A 21,777-nucleotide genomic window follows, 5' to 3' on the forward strand; every position below is an offset into this window, starting at 1 on the left:
ATAGTGCATACAAATAAATTAATTAGTAAAAAGGTGGAATGTATGGAAAAATTAAAGATTTTTTCACTCCTTTTAATAATAACATTAGCTTTTGGTATAGCAGCGCCAGGAATCTTGTCTAGCGCACAGACAGCAAACTCGATAACGTTGATTGAATTTAGCTCTTCCGGAGGACTTTTCATGAGTCCATGGAATCCAGTGCTAGGATTTACAGACATATACAGCTACCAGCTTTGGATACACGTTAGAGAGTGGGGACTGTATCCAAGTCCATCCACAGGAATGCCAGTTCAAACAACAGCAACTTATCAATACATAGGAAATTATACGGTTAATCAAACCACAGGAGTAATAACTCCTTATCTTACCATACCGAGCAATGCTCTAGTATTTGATCCAATTGCTCTTCAATGGGTTCCAATAAATCAAGCTGCTCAAAATTCGACATACGCTTCATTCGTAAATTCTCAGCTTCAAAGCTCAGGAGGAACCCCACCTGGGTTTTATCAGTCGCTAGCATCTTATATTCAGAACGATGGAAAAGCACCTGTTGAAATAATATTCAACTTCGAGCAAGTTCCATGGCATGATGGCATAAACTTTAGTGTTGCAGATGTGCTTGCGTGGCTAGCCTTCATGTGGAGATGGAGTACTGATACAAGCTATATAACAAATCAAACAGATCAGTATTACGACGAGACATTCTCTTCGCAGTATGGACCTACAATAGGAATGTTTGAAGGTGTCCAAATAATTAATGATACGTCCTTAGCGATTTACACAACCTATGTTGATGTTGATCCTTCATTAATTGCTTATACTGTAGATCCATATCCAGGAGTTCCTTATGATTTACTTGCGGCAATGGAGCTTGCAGTAATGAATAGTACTAACTTATGGTGGGAAAGTACAACAACTTCAAAGGGAACAGTCAGCGGAATTGATATGCTCATAAATGCGCAACAAATCAAAGCTGCTGCCTTAGCCCTAACTCCATCTAACGTTTATTACTTTAATGGGTTGTCAAAATTTGGATATAATTATGGAAGCGATCTCTCTCAGAGAGTAAATGCTTTGGTGAACTGGATTAACACTCATGGAGTCGCAGTAGTCAGCAACGGACCATTCTATGTAGACTCTTACAATGCTCAATCAAACACTATGGTTCTGAAGAGCAGAACATTCTTAGGACTACCAAAGATTCACTATATATGGAACAATTTAACGGTTCCAAGCCTTGATGAAATATTTGTAGAGTCAGTTACAACGGAAGATGCGGGCATACAAGCTGTAAAGAGCGGTACAGCTGACATATTCTTCTATAGTGAGCCAATAAACAAGATAGGTACAGTTCCCTCAACTGTAACATTAATCCCAACAACAACGAACTATAATGACCTTGGAGTTAACCCAGTTAACAATGTTTACGATCCTTCACAGCCAGGAACTATTCCACTAAAGGATAGAACTCTCAATGGCACAATTGTTCCAGGATTAGTACTCTACAACCCAAGCTCGACATTAGGAATAGACCTGTCTAAATACGGACATCCTGACTGGGTACCAATCAATTTGATAAACTCTACCGTAATGGAAAGCAATTACTTCCAGTTCAACCCAATGGCTCTTCAGGGAGTGAGATTTGCATTAAACGTTTTGATCAATAGAAACTCTTTGGTACAAAACGTTTACCAGGGTAGCGCGGTGCCATGCTTCAGTGCGATAATTCCAGGATCCCCAGCATATAAAGCATTGAATATCAGTACATATGAGCAGCAACTTGGTCTTTATGGGAGTGGAGATCCTACAACTGCGGTAGCAATTTATAACCAGTCAATACAGCAGGCCAACCAGAGCTTGAATAGCTATGGAATGTCGCTTAAGTATATCACAGATTCAAGCGGAACATGGCTATATCTGATATTACCCGATGGAACACAGAAGAAAGTTACAATATACTTTGAGGTCAGAGGTGACGATCCGTTTAGAAAAGCTATAGGAGATCAGATAACTCAATGGATTGAACAGTATTTCCACATATATGTACAGGAAGATTACATAACTAGACAAGTAGCAAATAAAGCTATTTATGGAACTGATATGGCGTCATTCTCTATGGGGAACCATCCATGGACGATGTATACTGAAGGTTGGGTAGCCAACTACGATGAGCCTATATACTTCGCGAGATATGATGTAGCTCAGATGTATGCTCCGTTTACATACGGATTCCAGCCTACCCCATCGAATAGCCAGCAGTGGTATCCATGGAACCAGACAATCTATCAGCTAGGTCAGAATTTGGCATTTGGTATATACACTCCACAACAGGCAAATCAATTACTTAATGACATAGTAAAGCTTGATGTAATGGGAATGCAACAGTCCTGGAGAATATTCTTAACGCAGGGATTGCAGTACTATATGGTTAATGGAGCCAGAGTAGTTATTCCATACTATGGCGTTCAGACAGGATTAGGGAGCATCTGGGCTCTTAATACTGCATATGTGGTCAGCGGAACTACAACATCTCCGTCTACAACTACTACAACAACTCCAACTACTACCACTACTCCAACTACTACAACAGCACTTTCAGGTACGTCATCTGCATTGCTCTGGGGAATAGTGATTGTAATTATCATAATAATCGTTATATTGGCATACTACCTCACAAGAAGGAAGAAATAAAGTATAATAATTGAATAAAAATAATAAATTTTTTTTAAAATTTCATTATTTATTTCATTTTTTAATAAAAATTTGTTCTATGGCATTCTCATTTTTCTTTAATAAACTTTAAATATAACAATATTTTTTCATAGTTTTAGTTAAGTAAAATTATGTGTGGTTGGATTATAATGGCGAGCCTGAGCAGAACTATAACTTTACAAATAATTAGCAATATAGCCGCATTAATCATAATAGTCGCAGTCATATCTGCGTTATTGGTTTTTTATAGTCAGACAACTTTACAGGGTATAGTTGTTGAAATGGTGCAGGATTTTGCAAGGCAACTTGCAAAGAATCCAACTATTCCTCCAGATCAAAGACAACAACTTGTTAATATGTATCAGCAATCATTAATGGTACGTTTTGGACTTGTCGGAAATCCGTTAACGAAAGTTTATCATATGATGATAAATATTTTTATGTTGAATTTGGGCAATTCAAGGCAATCATATATGGCAGGCACTACATCAATTTCGGGTCAAGTTATTTTTGCTTTGAAGAATACAGTAATTCTGTTTCTCACAGCAACGTTAATTTCAACCTTATTAGGTTTGGGTCTTGGTATGTACGCTGCTAGAAGACCGCACGGAATAATAGACAGCTTAGTTTCGTTTTTCGCAATACTATCATCGAGTTTGCCGATGTGGTGGGTAGGAATGCTTATGTTGCTGGCTTTCGCTTTTAACTTGCATTGGTTCCCTACACAGAGCCTTCCAGTATATTTTGCTATTCAACAATTGCATGCTCAATATGCTTCTGGAGCAATAGGATTTTTTACTTATGTATTTGACTACATACAAACGTGGCTTTATTATATGACATTGCCGCTTATTACCGTAGTTTTAGTAAGCATCGGAGGATGGGCATATATAGTTAGAAATGTTGTTATAGGAAAAATGGCTGAAGACTTTGTTATGACTGCTAGAGCAAAAGGAGTGCCAGAAAGAAGAGTTTTATTCGGGCACGTCCTCAGAGCAGCAAGTCCTCCAATTGTTACTACAGCTGTTCTGAATATCATAGTAAGCCTAGGAGGAGCTATAATTACTGAAACAGTATTCGGATGGCCTGGAATGGGTCTTTTGTTCTGGATAGCTATAGAAAACAGTGAGCCAATGTTGATTGCAGGGAACGTGTATATTACAGTGTTATTGTTTATAATTGCAGTAATTATCCTCAACATACTTTACGTGTTCCTTGATCCGAGAGTGAAGACATCTGGTGGACAACAAATTTTCTAAGGGGGGAATAATTTTGAGTAAGAGATTTTCTACAAAAGGCTTAAAGAGGTTTTTTGGTGAATTAAAAAGATCAAAAGTCGGGATTGCAGGATTTACTTTATTTTTAATTTTTTTATTATTAGCTTTATTATTTCCATATATCGGAAATATGAACGATATAAAAAACTGGGATAATTTGCAATATTGGCAAGACAACCCTAAAGCCGTCCCACCCTGCTGGGCAACGAGTAATCAGTTTTCCACAGTAAGAGTCGTTGGTGAAGAAAAATCTGATAACTTAATCGTGAGAACTGGCGAATTTGAGAACTTTACCTATAAAGAATATTCGTTTATGTATGAATTGAAAAACGTTCCTCCTAACGAAATAATATTTTCATTCAATATAAATTATAACAGTCCAGTATATGTCATGCTGGTGTTGATAAGACCTGACAATAAAACACTGTATTTAACTGGAAATCCAATCAGTGGACAATATACATCAATTACAAATTTATTCGGTGTTAGTCCTAACAGCTATACAGGTTCAATAAGACTTCCTGTTTCCACCTATATAAACAACATGGTAACTGATAACACATACATACTTCCATGGTTGCAAGAGAATAACATAACTCTCCCTATTCAAGATGTATATAGACTACCGAGCCTGGCTTTTAATGCTATTCATGAAGTCCTATCTCCAAACATGCTTGAAACAATAAGTCCTACATACTTGACAGGAACTTATAACTGGACAATAATGTTCTATAGCACAGGCAACTTTACAGTAAATGTCAAAGAAATAACAGCATTAGGTGGGTGCTATGGAATATTTGGAACTGACAATGTGGGCAGAGATTTATTTATGGGTTTAATATACGGAATTAGGTGGGCACTGATAATCGGTTTTAGCGTCAGCGTGATTTCGGTTCTCTTCGGAGGGCTTTATGGAGTAATAGGTGGGTACTTAGGCGGAAAAACTGATGAAATATTGTTAAGAGTAGCTCAGATATTCTACTCTATACCAATTCTACCAATATTGATATTGTTAGCAATAATATTTAGACCTTCAATATGGAACGTAATTAGTATGCTAATTATATTTGGCTGGCCATCAACCGCTATAGTTACAAGAAGTATGGCTTTACAAATTAAAGAGGAAACTTATGTTGAAGCAGCTAAAGCGCTAGGTGCTAGTTCCTCTAGGATCTTGCTAAGATACATCTTTCCACAGGTGCTTCCATATCTATTCGCTAGCATGGCTTTAAGCGTTCCCGGCGCTATACTTACGGAAGCAAGCTTGAGCTTTTTAGGATTAGGCGATCCTAGCATTGTAACTTGGGGGAGAATATTAAATGAGGCGGAAATTGCTGGGGCGACAATAAACGGATATTGGTGGTGGGTAATTCCTCCAGGATTAATGATAACATTGATAGGATTGACATTTATATTGATTGGGCAGGCATTGGATACCATACTTAATCCAAAGCTAAAGAGGTGATCATAATGTCAGTTGTATTAGAAGTTAATGATTTAGAAACTCACTATTATACGTCAAGAGGTACTGTAAAAGCTGTTCACGATGTGAGCTTTAAATTAAATAAAGAGGAAGTGCTTGGAATTGCTGGAGAAAGCGGATGCGGAAAATCTACACTTGGGTGGAGCATAATGGGAATGCCTCCGCCACCAGGGAGAGTTGTAAAAGGTAGCGTGAAAGTCGATGGTATCGATGTTTTAAAACTATCAGATGCCGAAAGAAGAAGAACAGTGTTATGGAAGAAGATTAGCATGGTATTTCAAGGTGCTATAAACGCTTTCAACCCGGTATATACAATAGGAGATCAATTAGCTGAACCACTAATTATTCATGAAAACTATACTAAAAAAGAGGCAATAGAAAAAGTAAAAGAATACTTAAAGATGGTAGGGTTGAATCCAGATGTAGTAAAAAGGTATCCTCATGAATTAAGCGGGGGAATGAAGCAGAGAGCTGTAATTGCGATGGCACTCATATTAGAGCCAACTGTTTTTATTGCCGATGAACCTACAACTGCTTTAGATGTAGTAGTTCAAGCCCAGATATTAAACTTAATGAAGGAGCTGAAGAAGGAGAAAAAACTGAGCTTCATATTAATTACTCATGATATGAGCGTTATTGCAGAACTTGCTGATAAAGTAGCAATAATGTATGCAGGCGAAATCGTCGAGCTTGGAACATCTGAGCAGATCTTTCTAAATCCAATGCATCCTTATACGCAAGCATTGCTGAGGAGTATACCGAGGCTGAAAGGTGATATTAAGAAGCTTGAATATATACCTGGAGAGCCGCCAAATCTAATCTTTCCACTCAAGGGATGTCCGTTCAATCCTAGGTGCACTAAAGCGGTGGATATTTGTACAAAAGAAAGGCCTCACTTTGTTGAAGTAGAAAAGGATCATTATGTGAAGTGTTGGCTTTATGAAAAATGAGTAATGGTGAGAAATAAATGACCGAAATTAAAGAGCTTGAAAAGTTCTTTGAAGATCATCCTGAAAATTTGTTGATAGTCAACAACTTGATGGTATGGTTCCCGATCAAAAGGGGTATAGGGGAGATTTTCAGAAGAAAGCCCCAAAGATACGTGAAAGCAGTAGACAATGTTTCATTTAACATTAAAAAGGAAGAGACATTTTGTCTAGTAGGAGAATCTGGTTGCGGAAAGACAACGACTGGTAAATCATTATTAAGATTGGTTCCAATTACAAGCGGTGTCGGGTTATTCCGACCTAGTGATATAACTATTGAGAGGCTGAAGAAAGAAGGAATAAAAGTCAACAACGGATATGTCAATATCTATGGCTTACCTCCAAAAAAGGTAAAACCAATTAGAAAAGATATACAAATGATTTACCAAGATCCGTTTGGTAGCTTAAATCCGAGATATAAGATAATGGACATTCTTACAGAACCGTTAAAAATACATAATATTGGCTTGAGTGAAGAGGAAGAAAGAGAGTTAGTATATAAAACTTTAGAAAAGGTTAAATTAAAGCCACCTGAAGATTTTGCTGATAGGCATCCTCATCAGCTTAGCGGAGGACAAAGGCAGAGAATTGCTATTGCTAAAGCAATGATAATGGGCCCAAGATTAATAGTTGCAGATGAACCTGTATCTATGTTGGATGTTAGTATCAGGGCCGAAGTACTTGAATTATTGATGAACTTTAAGAACGAGAATAAATTAAGTTATCTTTTTATAACTCATGACCTTGCAGTCGCCCGATACATATGTGATAGAATAGCAGTAATGTATTTGGGAAAAATTGTCGAAATGGGAAAAGCTAGAAACATTATAGAACAGCCGATGCATCCTTATACAAGGGCATTAGTTGCAGCTATACCTGAGCCTGATCCCTCTAATAGATTAAAAGTCAGAAAGCTATTTATAAAAGGAGAGGTACAAAGTGCAGCTAATATTCCCAGTGGATGCCGCTTCCATCCTAGATGCATGGCTTACGATGAAAATAAACCAATATTAGGAGACATATGTGAAAAAGAGGATCCAGGGTACTATATAACTGAAGATGGAAGGCTAGTAAGTTGCTGGTTATATAAAAATCTTAAGAAAGCAGAGAAATTTGAAGATTTCTACATGTAAATTCTTATAAGTTATCTTTTTGAATAGAAATTTTTTCCTTTTTTATTAGTAGGTTAAGCATTTTCTCAATATTTTTGAGTCTTTTATCAAGAATACGAACAGCATTTAAGTTTTTATCTACTTCAGCTTTTACAAAAAATCCATCTTTTCTTATAATAGAGAAATCTTTACCAAAAATCTCATCGTAAATTCCTAGGAGAAAATAATCTTTAGAGATTTTCCCTCCTTTAGGCATATTGTATTTGTTAAATATTCCACCTAAAAATATTCTGTTTAGTTCTGTAGTTAAAAATTTCTTCACATATCCACCTTCTTTTTTCGCATCGTTATATCTGTCTTCACTTGCCTTATTATACCAATTTTTTACATGCGTTTCAATGTCTTTATAATTTATGCACATAGATAAAGTATGTTCAAAACCAGAATTAAACCAAGTTACGTTTATCTTTGATACATCTAATGGACTAATTTTTGAGGCAAGAATAATCCTTTCCTTTTCATCTAATTGGCACAAATAATGATTTTCCATAACATAACTGCTTATACGTTCATTATCTTTTTTTACCTCAAAGAAAATCATAGGAATAATAACGTTTGCATGACTCAATATTTTCACCACTTAATATTATTAGTTAAAACATAGACTTATCTAATTTTTATTTTTGATATAGTCTTTTGTCTAATTTTATTTTAGCAATAGTAAAAAATTTTAATAATAAAAGTTAAAGTTAATTTGGTGAAAATTTTGATAAGGATCTTTCCAGAAAGTAAGGCAGGAATTATTGGATGGGGAGCTTATATTCCAATATATAGAATTAAAGTTGAAGAAATAGCTGGTATGTGGGGCAATGATTTGGAATCGATTAAAGGTCTAAATGTCGAGGAAAAAAGCGTCGCTGGTATAGATGAAGATGCAATTACTATGGGATATGAAGCAGCAAAAAATGCCATCAAGAGGGCATTAATTAATCCAAAACAAATTGAGGCTGTGTTCTTTGGAAGCGAGTCAAAGCCATATGCTGTTAAGCCTAGTGCAACGGTTATTGCAGATGCATTAGGGATAACTCCCACTACTATGGCAAGCGACTTAGAATTTGCGTGCAGGGCTGGCAGCGAGGGAATTCGGGCTTCTATTGGACTAGTCTCTTCACAAATGGTTAATTATGCGCTTGTTATTGGAAGTGATACTGCCCAAGCTAATCCTGGCGATGTACTTGAATATACTGCTAGTAGTGGAGCTGCGGCATTCGTTATAGGTCCAAGTAATGAGGCAGTAGCAGTTTTTGAGGCATCATATACATATGTAACTGATACAACTGATTTTTGGAGAAGAAGTTTAAGTCCTTACCCTCTGCATGGGGAGGCATTTACGGGGGATCCCGCATATTTTGATCATATTGTAGGTGCTGTAAAAGGCTTGCTAAATAAAACAGGTTTAAAGGTAGAGGATTTCGACTATGCGATTTTTCACCAGCCAAATGGAAAATTTCCATTAAGAGTAGCTGAGAAGCTCGGTTTCCCAAAGGAAAAGGTGTTTCCCAGTATTGTGGTTAACAAGATAGGAAATACGTACAACGGATCTGCTTTACTGGGTCTTAGTAAGATCCTTGATAGTGTAGATCCTGGAAAAAGAATTTTGGTTGCTCCATTCGGAAGCGGTGCGGGAAGTGATGCCTATAGTATTGTAACTACAGATAAGATTAAAAACAAAAGAGACCTAGCTAAAAAAGTCTCAGATTATATTGAAAAAAAGACTTACATAAATTACTCAACATATTCTAGATACAGGAACTTGATAAAAAAGATTGGTGTGTGATTTATATGAGTGCATTTATAACAGGATTTGGTCTGACTAAAATTTCAAGAGACTTTTACAGTACGATTGAAGATATGGTATATAATGCTGTGAAAAAAATGCTTGATCAATTTGGGAATTTATCTTTCGTTGATACAGTTATAGTTGCAAACGCGTTTGGATATTCTATGCAAAGACAAAACATGTTTTCATCTTTAATATCTGAAGAGCTTGGAATAAAAGGTGCAAGAACCTTCAATGTAGAAGCAGGACAAATAAGTGGTCACTCTGGTTTAATCTTAGCTGACAGTTTAATAAAATCCGGTTATTCAAAACATGTCCTTTTGATTGGGTTTGAAAAAATGTCCGATTATAATTCAGAAGTTTATAATTCACTGATTTCTCAACTTACGAACATAGAATATGAAGGAATCTACGGCTCTACTTTAGCATCTAATTTCGGTATAATTGCTAGATATTATCAAGAGAAGTATGGATTGAAGGAGGAAGAATTTGCTAGTTGGCCGATTCTTATGCATGAAAACGCATCTGAAACGTATCATGCTCAGTTGAGGTTTAAAATCTCTACTAAGCAGGTGCTTGAATCAGAAGCGGTTTCTCTTCCAATCAGGATGTTACATTCGCCACCAATTAGCGACGGTGCTGCTGCATTGCTTATTAGTAGAGAGGATCGGGAGTTAGTGGGTAAAGAAAAAAGGGTAGTAGAAATAAGAAAAGGATGCATTAGTTCGGGAACATTTGAACTTTCTTTAAGAGAAAGTTTGTTGTTTTTTGATTCGTTAGAATATGCAAGACAATGCTATGGGATAAACGCTTTTGCGGAAGATATAGCTAAAACCGAATATATAAGCATGTCTGATGATTATACAATAACTGCTGCTGTTATTGCAGAAACTATAGGTTTATCTAAAAAAGGTCAATTTTTTGCCGATATTTACAGTGGGAAGTTTCGGATCGGAGATAAGCAAATGATAAATATAACTGGAGGTACAAAGGCAAGAGGGTACCCGATTGGTGCATTGGGGGTTTATGAAGCTGCAGAAATTTCCGCTATGATGTCGGGAGAAAAAATAAGAAGTAATCAAATTGATTTAAATGATGCTATTATGATTGGAATAGGAGGAGCGGGCAGCTCTTCTGCTATTTTGCATTTGACAAAAGCCTAAAGGTGAGAAACATGGAAAAACTTTCAATTTCTAAATTTTGGAGGAAAAAATCACAATATTATAATTTAGTAGGAAAAAGATGCAAAAAATGCGGATATGTTTTTTATCCGCCAAAACATGTTTGCCCCAAATGTAACTCAAGTGATTTAGAGGACTACTTCCCCCCTGAAACGGGAACATTGATATCATTTACCAAGCTATATGAAACACCAAATACCTATAAATCTCAGAAGCCAATTTATTTGGGAATAATCAAATTTGGAGAAATTAACGTTCTTACTCAAATAGTTGATGTGCAAAATGAGGATGAACTAAAGCCAGGAATAACTGTAGAAAGAGTCTTTAGGAAAATCAACGAAGATGGAAATTATGGACTGATATACTATGGGATTAAAGTTAGGCCAGTCGTATAAAAACGATATAGAAATCTTTATGCACAATACAATAGATTTTTTCTATATATAATATAATAAATAAATGTTTATAAGTTCTTTTTATTTAAAAATATTCAAATTAAAAAATTTCAAAAAGTGTAAAACTTAGATATATTTTCAATTTGTTTAAGAAAAACATGTAAAACAATGTTCAAAAAGAGGGTGTATATAAATATGAGCAAACCGAAAAAATTAATCTTAGTTTCAGCGGAACATCATCCTTATCATAAAAAATGGCTTCAGCTATCTCAAGAAGTAGCACAAACATTAGGATTAGACTTTGAATTAAAACTCGAAGATTACGTTTTCGCTATCGAACACGGAGTGACAGATGAGCTGGGAATGGCAGGCTTACCTCAGCTTTTTGTAGAGATGGAAGATGGCAGGATAGCGGTAGTCCTTTCGGAAGTACCATTAGATTCAAACTATCAGCCAGATTTTGAGAAGTCAAAAGCTGAAGTTATAGAAAAGATTAAAAATATTGAATAATAATCTCAAAATAATTTTTAAAGCTAATAATTCTTTTATTTATTTAATGATAACATAGTTAAATAAGCATTGAAAATATTTTATACTCAAGGTGAACGGGTTGAGTTTATTTAAATTAGGAAAGCTACCAAACGATATATTTGATAGAATTATCTATCCAAATATAGGTCTACTCAGAGATAATGTTATGGTAAGGCCCAAGCATGGAGTTGATGTTGGAGTTTTCGACATTGGCGAATATTCAATCATCGTAAAGACAGATCCGGTTTTTGTTGTACCAGAATACGGATGGGAAAAAAGCGCATGGTTTGCAGTTCATATACTTGCCAGCGATGTTTCAACAAGCGGGAATCCCGCACAATATATGGCAATAGACCTTAATTTGCCTAAAAAAATTACAAAAGAGCAATTTTCGGTATTATGGAGCAAAATTAGTGATGAATGTAAAAAGCTTGGCATTTCAATTGTAGCCGGTCATACTGGAATATATGATGGTACAGATTATCCTATGATAGGTGGCGCAACAGTACTTTCAGTAGCAAAAAAAGGTAATTATGTCACCACAGAAATGGCTGAAGAAGGAGATTTGATCCTAATGACAAAGGGACCTGCTATAGAAGCAGTAGGGATACTTTCTACTATGTATCCGGAAATTGTTGAAAAAGAAGGAGGAAATGAGCTGAGAAGAAAAGGAGAGAGTTTTTTCTATAAAATGAGCGTTGTAGAAGACGCACTAAGTTTGTCATCATTAGGTTTAAGAACTGCTATAACTAGCATGCATGACGCTACCGAATATGGAGTATGGGGTGCACTACACGATATATCAAGAGCTAGCAATTCTTTAGTAGAAATTCAGGAAGAATCTCTTTTTATTGATGATGATGTTGAAAAAATATTGAGAATTTTCGAAGAAAAAACCAAAATCCCAATAGACCCATATGCTTCAATAAGCGAAGGCACATTGATTGCTACCGTTAAGAAAGAATATGCTGATCAAGCTATTGATGTTCTTTCTAGAAAAGGAATTAAAGCAGGTATAATTGGAAGAATTAGAGAGAAAGGAAAAAGAGGGGTATATATAAAAGGTAAAAATACTATTAAAGAATTAAAATTTCCAGAGGAGGATCCCTTTTGGAAAGTATTTTTTGCTTTAAATAAAAAATAAAATCATCACGCAAAAGAAAGGGTTTAAAATGAGTTCAAAACCTGAAGTTCCTAGAGGGTTCAGAGACTTTCCGCCAGAGGTTATGGAACTAAGATTAAAAGTTATAAATACAGTAAGAAATATTTTTGAAATTAATGATTTTCCGCCAATGGATACTCCTTCAATTGAATATTGGGAAACCTTGGCTGGAAAGTATGGTCCAGAAGCTGAAAACAAGCTAATTTGGAGATTTAAGGATCCTTTTAGTGAAAAAGAGTATGCTTTAAGATACGACTTAACTGTACCATTAGCTAGGTATGTAGCATCACATCCTGAGCTTCAGCTACCTTTTAAAAGGCACCAAATTAGCTATGTATGGAGACATGAAGAACCACAGAGAGGAAGATATAGAGAATTCCTTCAGGCAGATATCGATACAGTAGGTTCAAAATTTGTAGAATCTGATGCCGAAATAATAAATACAATGAGTTTAGTTCTAGAAGAGCTTGGCTTAGACGACTTTATAGTTAAGATTAACCATAGAAAAATCCTTTATATAATATTCGAAAAAAGACTTGGAAGTAACGTGACGTCAGTTTTGAGAGCTATTGATAAACTAGATAAAATAGGAATTGATGGAGTTATATTAGAATTGCAGAAAATTGGGTTGGACGAATCCAGTATAAATTGGATTATAAATCTCATAAGCAACAGAGATTCGATAGATAACTTAGAAAACATAAAAAAGAATCTCGTCGAATTCGATTTTTCGCTCGAAGATCCATTAAATGAGCTAATAGAATTTAGAGAGTTTTTGGCTCATAGAAAACATATAGTGTTCGATTTAAGTCTTGTAAGAGGGTTGGATTATTACACTGGCATTATATTTGAAATTTCTCTGGAAAAGGGAAGTCCTGGTTCGATAGCAGGAGGAGGCAGATATGACAATCTTATTAAGATGTTTAAAGGAAGCGATCTTCCAGCTACAGGGGGTAGTCTGGGCATAGAAAGAATTTTTGATGTACTTGAAGAAAGAAATATAACGAGTAAATTTAAGAAGAAAAATAAGGTTTTTATTATCACTTTAAATGAAGATAGCTATAAATACGCATGGAACTTTTCATATGAGCTAAGAACAAGAGGTATTAAAACTGAAATTGATTTAATGAGAAGGAATGTTGATAAACAGAAGAAGAAAGGTGCTTCTGAAAATATTTTATTCCATGTATATATAGGCAAGAAAGAAAAAGAAGGAAGATACATAACCATTGTAGAAAGAGATACAGGTAAAAGGCTAGAGCTTCCTTATGATAAGGCAATTGATTACATATTGATTCAATTAAAAGAGAGGTAAATGTAAAGATGAAGAGGTTAATAGATGTAAGAGAAGGAGAAAAAGTAAAAATTGTTAGAATTGATGCTGGCGAAGAAGCTGTAAAAAAACTTTTGAGATTGGGAATTATTCCAGGAACCGAGGTTGAAGTTATAAAAAACAATTATGGTCCTTTGCTTGTAAAAATAAGAGATTTAAATATTGCAATCGGTAGGGGGATTTCTCAAAAAATATTGGTTGAAGAAACGCAATGATGTTATTCTTCAAAATTTTAATTAAAAAATTTGTTTATGGATTTTATAATAATTTTTTAATCCATTCAATGTTATTATCTCTCATCCTTTGGATTTCTAAAATCCCTTCTCCGTTTATATTGCTAAATCTTCTTTGGATTTTAATATAATCTTCAATAGGTTTAATTTTTCCTTCTTTTATTACAGGCATGCTAGGACCTGAAACTCTCAACTTGTTATCAAAGTACTCATAGAGTATCCACATGCCAGTCTCTACAGCCAGTCTTGCTACTTCTACGGTTTTCGATGCATCAAATCTCCATCCTACAGGACAAGGAGAATGTAACTGAATAAATCTAAATCCTCTAATTTCTTGAGCTTTTTTAAGTTTTTGATAAAGATCTTGCGGATATGCAATGCTTGCAGTAGCGACATATGGAACATTATGAGCAATCATTATTCTTGCTACATCTTTTTTAGGTTCGCTCTTTCCATATACGGGAGTTGTAGTTGTCCAAGCCTTTATTGGTGTAGAACTGCTTCTTTGTATTCCTGTATTCATATATGCTTCATTATCATACATTATATATATTATGTCTTCGTTTCTTTCTGCAGCCCCACTTAGTGATGCCATACCAATGTCTGCAGTACCACCATCTCCAGCCCAAACTATAACTTGTGTATCCTCTAAGCCTCTTTGTTTTAGGGCTTCTCTCAAACCGCTGGCTACGCTTGCTGAACTGGCAAATGGTGTATGAACAATATTCATTTTTAAACTGCTATATGGATATGTTCCAACGACAACTGATGTGCAACATGCAGGGATAACCAAGACAGCATTACCGTTAAATGCTGCAGCAACAGTCTTTAGTCCGATGGGTATTGGACATCCAGGGCAAGCTGCATCTCCTGGAAGAACATGCTCTCTCATTTGATACGGTATTGGTGGTTTATTCGAAGCTGAAATTGTTCATCACCCCTTTATGATACCATACAACTTTATTCGATTCATCACCTGATTCATATTGCTTCAAAAATGACCTGAAAATTTCGTAAAAGTCTTTTAATGTCATATCGACTCCTCCTATTCCGGCAATAACATTATGTACAACATTAATTTTGCTAGAAGCTAAATGCAAACTACTTATGACATCTTGATATATTGAGCCAGTACTTCCATAACTGATGCTTCTATCGAATACAATAGTCATTTTTGAATTAAATAGATACTTTTTATAGTCCTCTGTTGGCATCGGTCTGAAGTACCTTACCCTTAACAATCCAACAGGATAACCTTCACTTCTCAAGACATTAACTGCTTCAATAGCATCTCCGCTCCAAGCACCCATAGTTACCATCATATATTTTGCATCCTCACATTTATAACAGGCGGTAAGTCCGCCATAGCTTCTCCCAAAAATCTTTCCATATTCTGAATCAATTTCTTTAGCTTTCTTATATACGTTCATCATCGATTTCTGCATATCCATAAACATTTCTTCAGTACCTTCAGGAAGAGTCATGTTTCCAATAGCTATTGGGTTTTTAGGATCAATAGTGTACGGCTGAGCTCTTTCTCCCACAAAATCTTCAGCTTCTCTCTCGTCTGGCAATATTACAGGCATATAAGTTCCTCCTAGTACAAATCCTTCTAATCCAACTATAACAGGAAGATATATATCTGGATCTTCGCTAAGTTTAAATGCCTGCAAAGTCAAGTCTAAAACTTCCTGATTATCCATTCCAAATGTCATTATCCATCCTGTATCTCTTTGATCCATGTAGTCGGAATGATCAGGCCAAATATTCCAAGGAAGTCCAATTGTTCTTGTTACTATTGCCATTACTACAGGTATTCTGCTTCTTGATACCCAGTGCAACCATTCGTGCATATAAAGCAATCCATGGCTTGAAGTTGCAGTAAAAGCTCTTGCACCTCCTAATGCTGCTCCAAACGTTGCTGCAAGAGCACTGTGCTCAGACTCAACTTTTATTATTCTCGCTTTTAATTCCCCTCTTTCTACAAATTCAGATAGTTTTTCAATTATTGCTGTTTGAGGTGTAATGGGATAGGCCGATATGACAGAAGCTTTTGATAATTTAACTCCATAAGCAACTGAATGATTTCCACTTAAAACTTTTTTATTGATATTTTTAGAACTCATTTTAACACCTCTGAAGATTGTTCTGGAACCATAGTAATTGCTTTTACTGGGCAGACATTCATGCAGATTCCGCATCCCTTGCAATATTCGTAATTTATTGTCGCTCCTGTGTCTTTTTCGACCCTAATAGCGTTTACAGGGCAATAAGTTTCGCAAAGCATGCATCTTGTGCATTTTTTGATATCAACTATTGGTCTTTCAGTCCTCCACTCGCCTGTTTTCCCTGCTGCACCCTCTTTTGGATAGGATATAGGCAATTTGCTCTTTGAAGGAATAATTTTTAAATTACTCATTTTTTATTTCACCCATTTCCTTTAAGCTTTCATAAGCAACTTTTACCGCTTTTTTATTCTTTTCCGCAATCTGACCTTCGAAGTTTTCATCTATTGCATTTAATAGAGAATCTAGTTTTATTATTCCGAGGATTTTTATGAAAGCTCCCAATATGCTTGTATTTACTAGAGGCCACCCTGCCATTACTAAGCCCTCATTTTTTGCTATAGCATTGGCATCAACAGTATAAACTTTAACATTTTCTATAAAGTTCAAGTATTTTTTTAGGTCATTTAGATTGATTAATGAAGCATTAATTAACAGATTTCCATTTTTCCTAATTTTAATATCTTTTAGCTTTGGCAAAACAGCTCTATCTAAAACTACTAGACTATCCACTTCAAAAAACATTCCATGTTTGTATATTACACTATCGCTTATCCTGCTGAAAGCCATTACTGGAGCTCCTCTTCTTTCCGCTCCGTAAAATGCAAAGGCTTGAGAATAGAAGTTTTCATATGATGCTGCAGCCGCTAAAAGTTCAGAAGATGTAACTGCTCCTTGCCCTCCTCTTCCATAAAATATAATTTCTTGCAACAATATTCTCAACCTTTTTTATTTCGAATGATTATTATCATTAATCACTTAAAAATTTTTTGTTAAAACTACTAATTTTTAAAAATTAGATACTAAACGTTGTTTTTATATTAAAAATATCTCTAATTAAGGCGTAAAATTAGTTTACCGAATTTGTTCAGATATTTCTGTTTATCTTAAAAGATATAGTAAGATAATATTTTTGAAAAATTTTAAGTTAATCTTTTCTGAACCCGCAAAGAGAATTTTTCAAATCTTATAAAATCTCAATTGATTAAAAAATATAAGATAGTGATCATTTTCCAAAATATTAAATAACGATCATACATACTCAAGAGATCTTTTAAAATTCTCTTTAAATATACTTCTTAGCTTGACGAAAAACACCATTGAAAAAGCTGCAGGTATTATAGAAACAAAGATATAGGAAAGCCTCCAAATCATCGCGTTTGCAACTCCAGTAGAAATTATCAGTGCATATTCAAAAAAACCGCTTCCTCCAGGTGTGGGATACAATTGTACCGAGTAACTCATAGAGTATGCAAATAATCCATTAATAACGTTTATTAAGCTTAAATCATAACTTGGATCTAGAACTAAAAAGCTAAATACATATATAATAATAATAAAAATTGTATATAATATTGCTCCTTTGTTAATCTCACTGCTTATTCCCTTTTTAACCAAATCTCTAAAATCTTTATATTTTTCTAAAAATATGCCAAATATTTTTGGAGTCAATCTTTTTTTGAAAAGTTTCCCAACAATTTTTACAAGAATATTTTCTTTTAAAACAAAACCTAAAAATATAAACAACCACAAGGAAATTGTAATAAGTGTTGAAATTAAGACTAAAATTGATGTTGGAAAAAAGACAATAGAGCCCACAAATGCAATCGCAGTTAAAATTATTGAGTCATAAAAAGTTTCCAGCAATCCAGATGAAATTGCTATCTGTATCGGAATACCTTCTAATGAAACAATCGTGGCAATTCTAGTCGGTTCAGAACCTATATTAGATACAGTTATCAATCCCATAAAGTCCCCCATAAATCTCGAAAGAAAAAGTGTTTTTAGTGAAACTTTCACCTTTAATTTATTAAATATAAACCTTAGCCTAAAGATCTTCATTGTTTCTGCGATAAATATTAGTAATGTAGAAAGGAGAAAACCTGTAGGATCTTCTAAAATTAGATAAATAAAATTTAAGCGAAACATTTTTATCAAAATAGTATAAATCGCTACAACGACAAAGATGCTGGAAACAGCAACTACCCAAATTATGTTGTTTTTTACTTTTTCCAAGGGATTAACCTCAATTTTTACTTAATTGCTTATTTGCTCTATATTTAGCATAAAATTAAAAATTAAAAAATATTTTGTTTCGAATATACAGCTTTTTTTCAAAATTTATTTAAGAAAATTTTCCAATTGTGAAAAGAGAAGAAATAAGAAGAGAATCGCCTTTAAGCTTTTCACCACGCTCTATGTCTTCTATCTTAAAGTTTAGCTAAATATGTTTACAACTGAAAGCCTTGCCCTTTATGGCAGGGAAGAGGTCAGATTATTGAAATGCTAATTTTTAAATTTTAATATCTTTTTTCTTTTGTATATGGTATTACCTCCTTTTCCAAAATTAGAATGCTTTCTTCAAATTGGGCAACTTCCCCATTTCCAGACTCAATCAGCATTGGATATCCGATAGCTAACTTCTTTGAAACTAGTGTTGCTATATTTTTTCTGAAGGTATTTTTATCAATGTAATTTTTAAAGTATCTTTCATTAAATGGAAGCTCCTTAAATTCATCAAATATATATCTATAAAAATCTCTTAGGGTAGGTTCTAGCTTTTTCGTTTCATGAGGTGATTTTAAATTTAATGAATAAATAGCAGTGAAGTTACTATCTATAACTACTCCTGCACCATTCGTAGCAAAAGGTTCAATTGCTATTGCAATATTCGGCTTTAATCTTCCGCTTACAAGTAAATTTTTTGTATTTGGAATAACAAGACCACTGTGCAATTTATAATTTTGCAATTCATGACCAGTTAAGTTCCTTATAGGCTTTGCTTCATAACTTATTATTGTTTTTTCTATTATCTCACTTATTTCAGATATCTTTATTCCCGGTCTTATAATATCAATTGCCCTCTCTAATGCTTCTTTTGAAGCCATTAGGAGATTTTCATTTTCACCTGAAAAATCTATGCTAAAAGCAGTATCGGCAATAAATCCATTTACATGCACACCAAGGTCTATTTTCAATATTCCATTTTCCGGTATTATATCTTCAGAATCTAAAAGAGGAGAATAATGCGCCGCTACATGACCAAAGCTAAGATTACAGGGAAAAGCTAATTTTCCTCCTAGCTCTTGGATTTTTCCTTCAATCTTTTCTGCAAGTTCGAAAAAAGTCATCCCCGGCTTAGCTATGCTTCTCGCATATTTTTTCGCTTCTATGGAAATTTTTCCCGCATTAATATATGATTGAATCTCTTCTTCCTCCATAACTCCTCACACGCTAAAAGCTAAAAATTATTAAGTAGAAGATGGTTCTTTTTCTTTCTTTTTATTTAGAGCATATGCTCCAGCAATGACAAACACGATAATCACAATAACAATAATCAAAATGATATATGCATTTGGAATCATAGTAGTTGACATCGTTGAAGAACTAGTTTGAGAGCCTGTTGTACTTAAAGTTTGTGGTTGTGTTTGAATTGTTATGTTCGACATGTTAATTCCGCTTAGCATTGAGAATAAGGATGCATAAATAGAACTTTCTACGGCCAGAGATATTGCACTAGTAAGGTAAGAAGAGTCCTTGGTTTGATTATATTGGGAAAGCAGATTTTGAACTTGTTGTAAATATGCAATTGAGATCAAGCTTTTGTATGAAGAATTATTTAATATATTAGCTGCGTTATTAATTTCTGCAATTATATATTCTAACATATCGGTATCAAAAATCACATGAATATCTTTAGTGCTAGTGGCAATTACTTCTATACTGTAGTAGATCGCAGCTGGATAGTCGCCACTATAAAAGTAGTTCAAAGCATTATTGCACTCGTTAGAAATTAAATCAAGATCGGTAGATACACCAACATCATTAGCTAAGCTTTGATAGTATGTATATACCGATTTTGCATATTGAGTATAATAGTCAGCAACATAATATAAAGTTGAAGAAGTAATAGGTTCAGATGATACATTTGAAAGACTTAACCAATTCCTCGCTGAAATTACACTCATATTTGCAATTGCTAAATCAAAAGGATCTTGCAAAGTATACACATAGGTCATTTGAGATGGATTATAGTAAGAAACTACCGAACTAGCAGCTGCATTAAGAGATTGATTAGCAGTGTTTAATCTATCAAGCGATGCGATATAGCCTTCCATTCCAGTAATTGTAGTAATATTCACTTTTTTAATTTCAGAAAGGAGTGAATTATACGTTTGATTTATCTGGGTAATATAAGTAAAAATGTTCGTCTGATTTGTAGAAGTAGTGAGAATAATATAAAGCCCATCTAAGATTATGTCACTCTGATATATATTAGAAAGTGCACTATAGTATTGTTTATTGCTCCAAAGTATTTGAGCGTTGCTATAAAGAGATGTGCTAGTATTTATGTACTGATTTACATAACTTATCAAATTGCTAGAATAAACTCCGCTTTTTAATAAATCGGTCACCTGTTTCATCGTTATATTGTAAATTTGCTCAAGTTGAGCTTTCCAATTATAAAAATATTGGACAACTTCTGGAGGGAAAGTTAAATTAAAGCCAAAATATCCTGGTTGTAAAGTAACATTGTTAAAGAAATAAGTCATAGCCTGTTGTATAGTTGATACTTCTATAACCTTTACACCAAGTTTCTCGCCTAGTTCTGTAACATTAATTTGCTGAGGCACATATCTTATTATCGTCCCAAAAGGAGTTGATTGCTCTACGGTCTTTTCCTCAGTTACAATTTCCTGCCCTACTGGAATCAAAAAGATCTTGTATCCAGCCTCCGCTGCAGCTTGTAATTTTTCTGGTATACCGCCTACTGGACCAATTGTCCCATCAGGGTTTATCATTCCCGTCATTGCAACATTGGTATTAGGAGTAAGATTTAATAAAGCCGATATTATTCCAATCGTCATAATAGCACCTGCACTAGGTCCTCCTACAATATAGCTGGGAGATTTTATTGAAATGAAGTAATCATATTTTTTATAGTCAATTCCCAAAATGCTTGTTGCCACGAGAACAGCGATCCTTGCTGCAGATTGTGTGTCTATTTCAGTCGCAGGATCTGCGGAAAAGTATACTTCTCCTGTTCCAGGGTATGCCACAGTTACAGTTAGATTTGTGACTACTCCAGTATTGCTAGAAGTTACTGCTAATGCTGGCAGTGACACTTTAGTTAAATAATTATAATTAAACGTTTCTATAGAGCTTGCGTTGGGAATTAAAATGCTGGAGTTAAGAGAAATAAATAAAAGAATCACGATCCCGAAAGCTTTTTCAAAAAAATTCAAA

General features: G+C 34.6%; 20 protein-coding genes. 12 read left to right on the plus strand and 8 right to left on the minus strand.

Translation table 11 applies throughout. From position 1 onward, the window contains the following. Positions 1 to 42 precede the first annotated feature (42 nt). From FFONT_RS01535 to FFONT_RS01555, 5 genes are all read left to right on the plus strand, one after another. Positions 43 to 2,691 carry an ABC transporter substrate-binding protein gene (locus FFONT_RS01535; protein ID WP_014557452.1) on the plus strand — a complete coding sequence of 883 codons (2,649 nt, stop codon included), beginning with the start codon at positions 43 to 45 and terminating at the stop codon, positions 2,689 to 2,691. Between the two features lie 170 nt (positions 2,692 to 2,861). Next, a complete protein-coding gene (locus FFONT_RS01540; RefSeq protein WP_014557453.1) occupies positions 2,862 to 3,971 on the plus strand; it encodes an ABC transporter permease in 1,110 nt (369 codons plus the stop codon). A gap of 13 nt (positions 3,972 to 3,984) precedes the next feature. Further along, positions 3,985 to 5,454, plus strand: coding sequence for an ABC transporter permease (locus FFONT_RS01545; protein ID WP_148683496.1), 1,470 nt, complete (start codon positions 3,985 to 3,987; stop codon positions 5,452 to 5,454). A gap of 5 nt (positions 5,455 to 5,459) precedes the next feature. Beyond that, on the plus strand, positions 5,460 to 6,422 hold the full coding sequence (locus tag FFONT_RS01550; RefSeq protein ID WP_014557455.1) for an ABC transporter ATP-binding protein: 963 nt from the start codon (positions 5,460 to 5,462) through the stop codon (positions 6,420 to 6,422). 17 nt (positions 6,423 to 6,439) lie between these two features. Then, positions 6,440 to 7,591 carry an ABC transporter ATP-binding protein gene (locus FFONT_RS01555; protein ID WP_014557456.1) on the plus strand — a complete coding sequence of 384 codons (1,152 nt, stop codon included), beginning with the start codon at positions 6,440 to 6,442 and terminating at the stop codon, positions 7,589 to 7,591. Between the two features lie 4 nt (positions 7,592 to 7,595). Here FFONT_RS01555 and FFONT_RS01560 read toward each other — a convergent pair whose 3' ends face one another. After that, a complete protein-coding gene (locus FFONT_RS01560) occupies positions 7,596 to 8,198 on the minus strand; it encodes a hypothetical protein (RefSeq protein ID WP_148683497.1) in 603 nt (200 codons plus the stop codon). Positions 8,199 to 8,345: 147 nt separating this feature from the next. Between FFONT_RS01560 and FFONT_RS01565 the strand changes: the two genes are divergently transcribed. The 7 genes from FFONT_RS01565 (at position 8,346) to FFONT_RS01595 (ending at position 14,227) form a co-directional block, all read left to right on the plus strand. Continuing rightward, positions 8,346 to 9,407, plus strand: coding sequence for a hydroxymethylglutaryl-CoA synthase (locus FFONT_RS01565; RefSeq protein WP_148683817.1), 1,062 nt, complete (start codon positions 8,346 to 8,348; stop codon positions 9,405 to 9,407). A 5-nt stretch (positions 9,408 to 9,412) separates the two neighbouring features. Further along, entirely contained in the window at positions 9,413 to 10,573 is a 1,161-nt protein-coding gene (locus FFONT_RS01570) for a thiolase family protein (protein ID WP_014557459.1), read from the plus strand. An 11-nt stretch (positions 10,574 to 10,584) separates the two neighbouring features. Then, positions 10,585 to 10,986, plus strand: coding sequence for a Zn-ribbon domain-containing OB-fold protein (locus FFONT_RS01575; RefSeq protein WP_014557460.1), 402 nt, complete (start codon positions 10,585 to 10,587; stop codon positions 10,984 to 10,986). Between the two features lie 195 nt (positions 10,987 to 11,181). Beyond that, positions 11,182 to 11,496: a hypothetical protein gene (locus tag FFONT_RS01580; RefSeq protein WP_148683498.1), complete on the plus strand. Its 315-nt coding sequence runs from the start codon at positions 11,182 to 11,184 to the stop codon at positions 11,494 to 11,496. Positions 11,497 to 11,587: 91 nt separating this feature from the next. After that, complete coding sequence (locus FFONT_RS01585; RefSeq protein WP_014557462.1) at positions 11,588 to 12,661, plus strand: AIR synthase family protein; 1,074 nt, start codon at positions 11,588 to 11,590, stop codon at positions 12,659 to 12,661. Positions 12,662 to 12,689: 28 nt separating this feature from the next. Next, complete coding sequence (gene hisS / locus FFONT_RS01590; RefSeq protein ID WP_014557463.1) at positions 12,690 to 13,994, plus strand: histidine--tRNA ligase; 1,305 nt, start codon at positions 12,690 to 12,692, stop codon at positions 13,992 to 13,994. Positions 13,995 to 14,002: 8 nt separating this feature from the next. Next, a complete protein-coding gene (locus FFONT_RS01595; RefSeq protein WP_014557464.1) occupies positions 14,003 to 14,227 on the plus strand; it encodes a FeoA family protein in 225 nt (74 codons plus the stop codon). 43 nt (positions 14,228 to 14,270) lie between these two features. On the opposite strand, the gene FFONT_RS01600 is transcribed toward FFONT_RS01595, so the two are convergent. From FFONT_RS01600 to FFONT_RS01630, 7 genes are all read right to left on the minus strand, one after another. Continuing rightward, entirely contained in the window at positions 14,271 to 15,137 is an 867-nt protein-coding gene (locus tag FFONT_RS01600) for a 3-methyl-2-oxobutanoate dehydrogenase subunit beta (RefSeq protein ID WP_014557465.1), read from the minus strand. A 19-nt stretch (positions 15,138 to 15,156) separates the two neighbouring features. Then, on the minus strand, positions 15,157 to 16,371 hold the full coding sequence (locus FFONT_RS01605; RefSeq protein WP_014557466.1) for a pyruvate ferredoxin oxidoreductase: 1,215 nt from the start codon (positions 16,369 to 16,371) through the stop codon (positions 15,157 to 15,159). Then, positions 16,368 to 16,664 (minus strand): 4Fe-4S binding protein, encoded by a 297-nt coding sequence (locus FFONT_RS01610; RefSeq protein ID WP_014557467.1) that lies wholly within the window; start codon positions 16,662 to 16,664, stop codon positions 16,368 to 16,370. Before FFONT_RS01610 ends, FFONT_RS01605 begins: the two co-directional genes overlap by 4 nt. Then, positions 16,657 to 17,244 (minus strand): 2-oxoacid:acceptor oxidoreductase family protein, encoded by a 588-nt coding sequence (locus tag FFONT_RS01615; RefSeq protein WP_014557468.1) that lies wholly within the window; start codon positions 17,242 to 17,244, stop codon positions 16,657 to 16,659. The genes FFONT_RS01610 and FFONT_RS01615 overlap by 8 nt, the downstream gene beginning before the upstream one ends. Positions 17,245 to 17,562: 318 nt before the next feature. Further along, positions 17,563 to 18,546 carry a flippase-like domain-containing protein gene (locus tag FFONT_RS01620; RefSeq protein WP_014557469.1) on the minus strand — a complete coding sequence of 328 codons (984 nt, stop codon included), beginning with the start codon at positions 18,544 to 18,546 and terminating at the stop codon, positions 17,563 to 17,565. A 284-nt stretch (positions 18,547 to 18,830) separates the two neighbouring features. Next, positions 18,831 to 19,751 (minus strand): type II methionyl aminopeptidase, encoded by a 921-nt coding sequence (map, locus tag FFONT_RS01625; RefSeq protein ID WP_014557470.1) that lies wholly within the window; start codon positions 19,749 to 19,751, stop codon positions 18,831 to 18,833. Positions 19,752 to 19,781: 30 nt separating this feature from the next. Further along, the gene (locus FFONT_RS01630; protein ID WP_158308286.1) at positions 19,782 to 21,776 is read right to left on the minus strand and encodes a S16 family serine protease; all 1,995 of its coding nucleotides are present in this window, start codon (positions 21,774 to 21,776) and stop codon (positions 19,782 to 19,784) included. Between the last annotated feature and the right edge of the window lies 1 nt (position 21,777).

It is taken from the genome of Fervidicoccus fontis Kam940 (assembly GCF_000258425.1).
GTDB classification, from domain to species: domain Archaea; phylum Thermoproteota; class Thermoprotei_A; order Sulfolobales; family Fervidicoccaceae; genus Fervidicoccus; species Fervidicoccus fontis.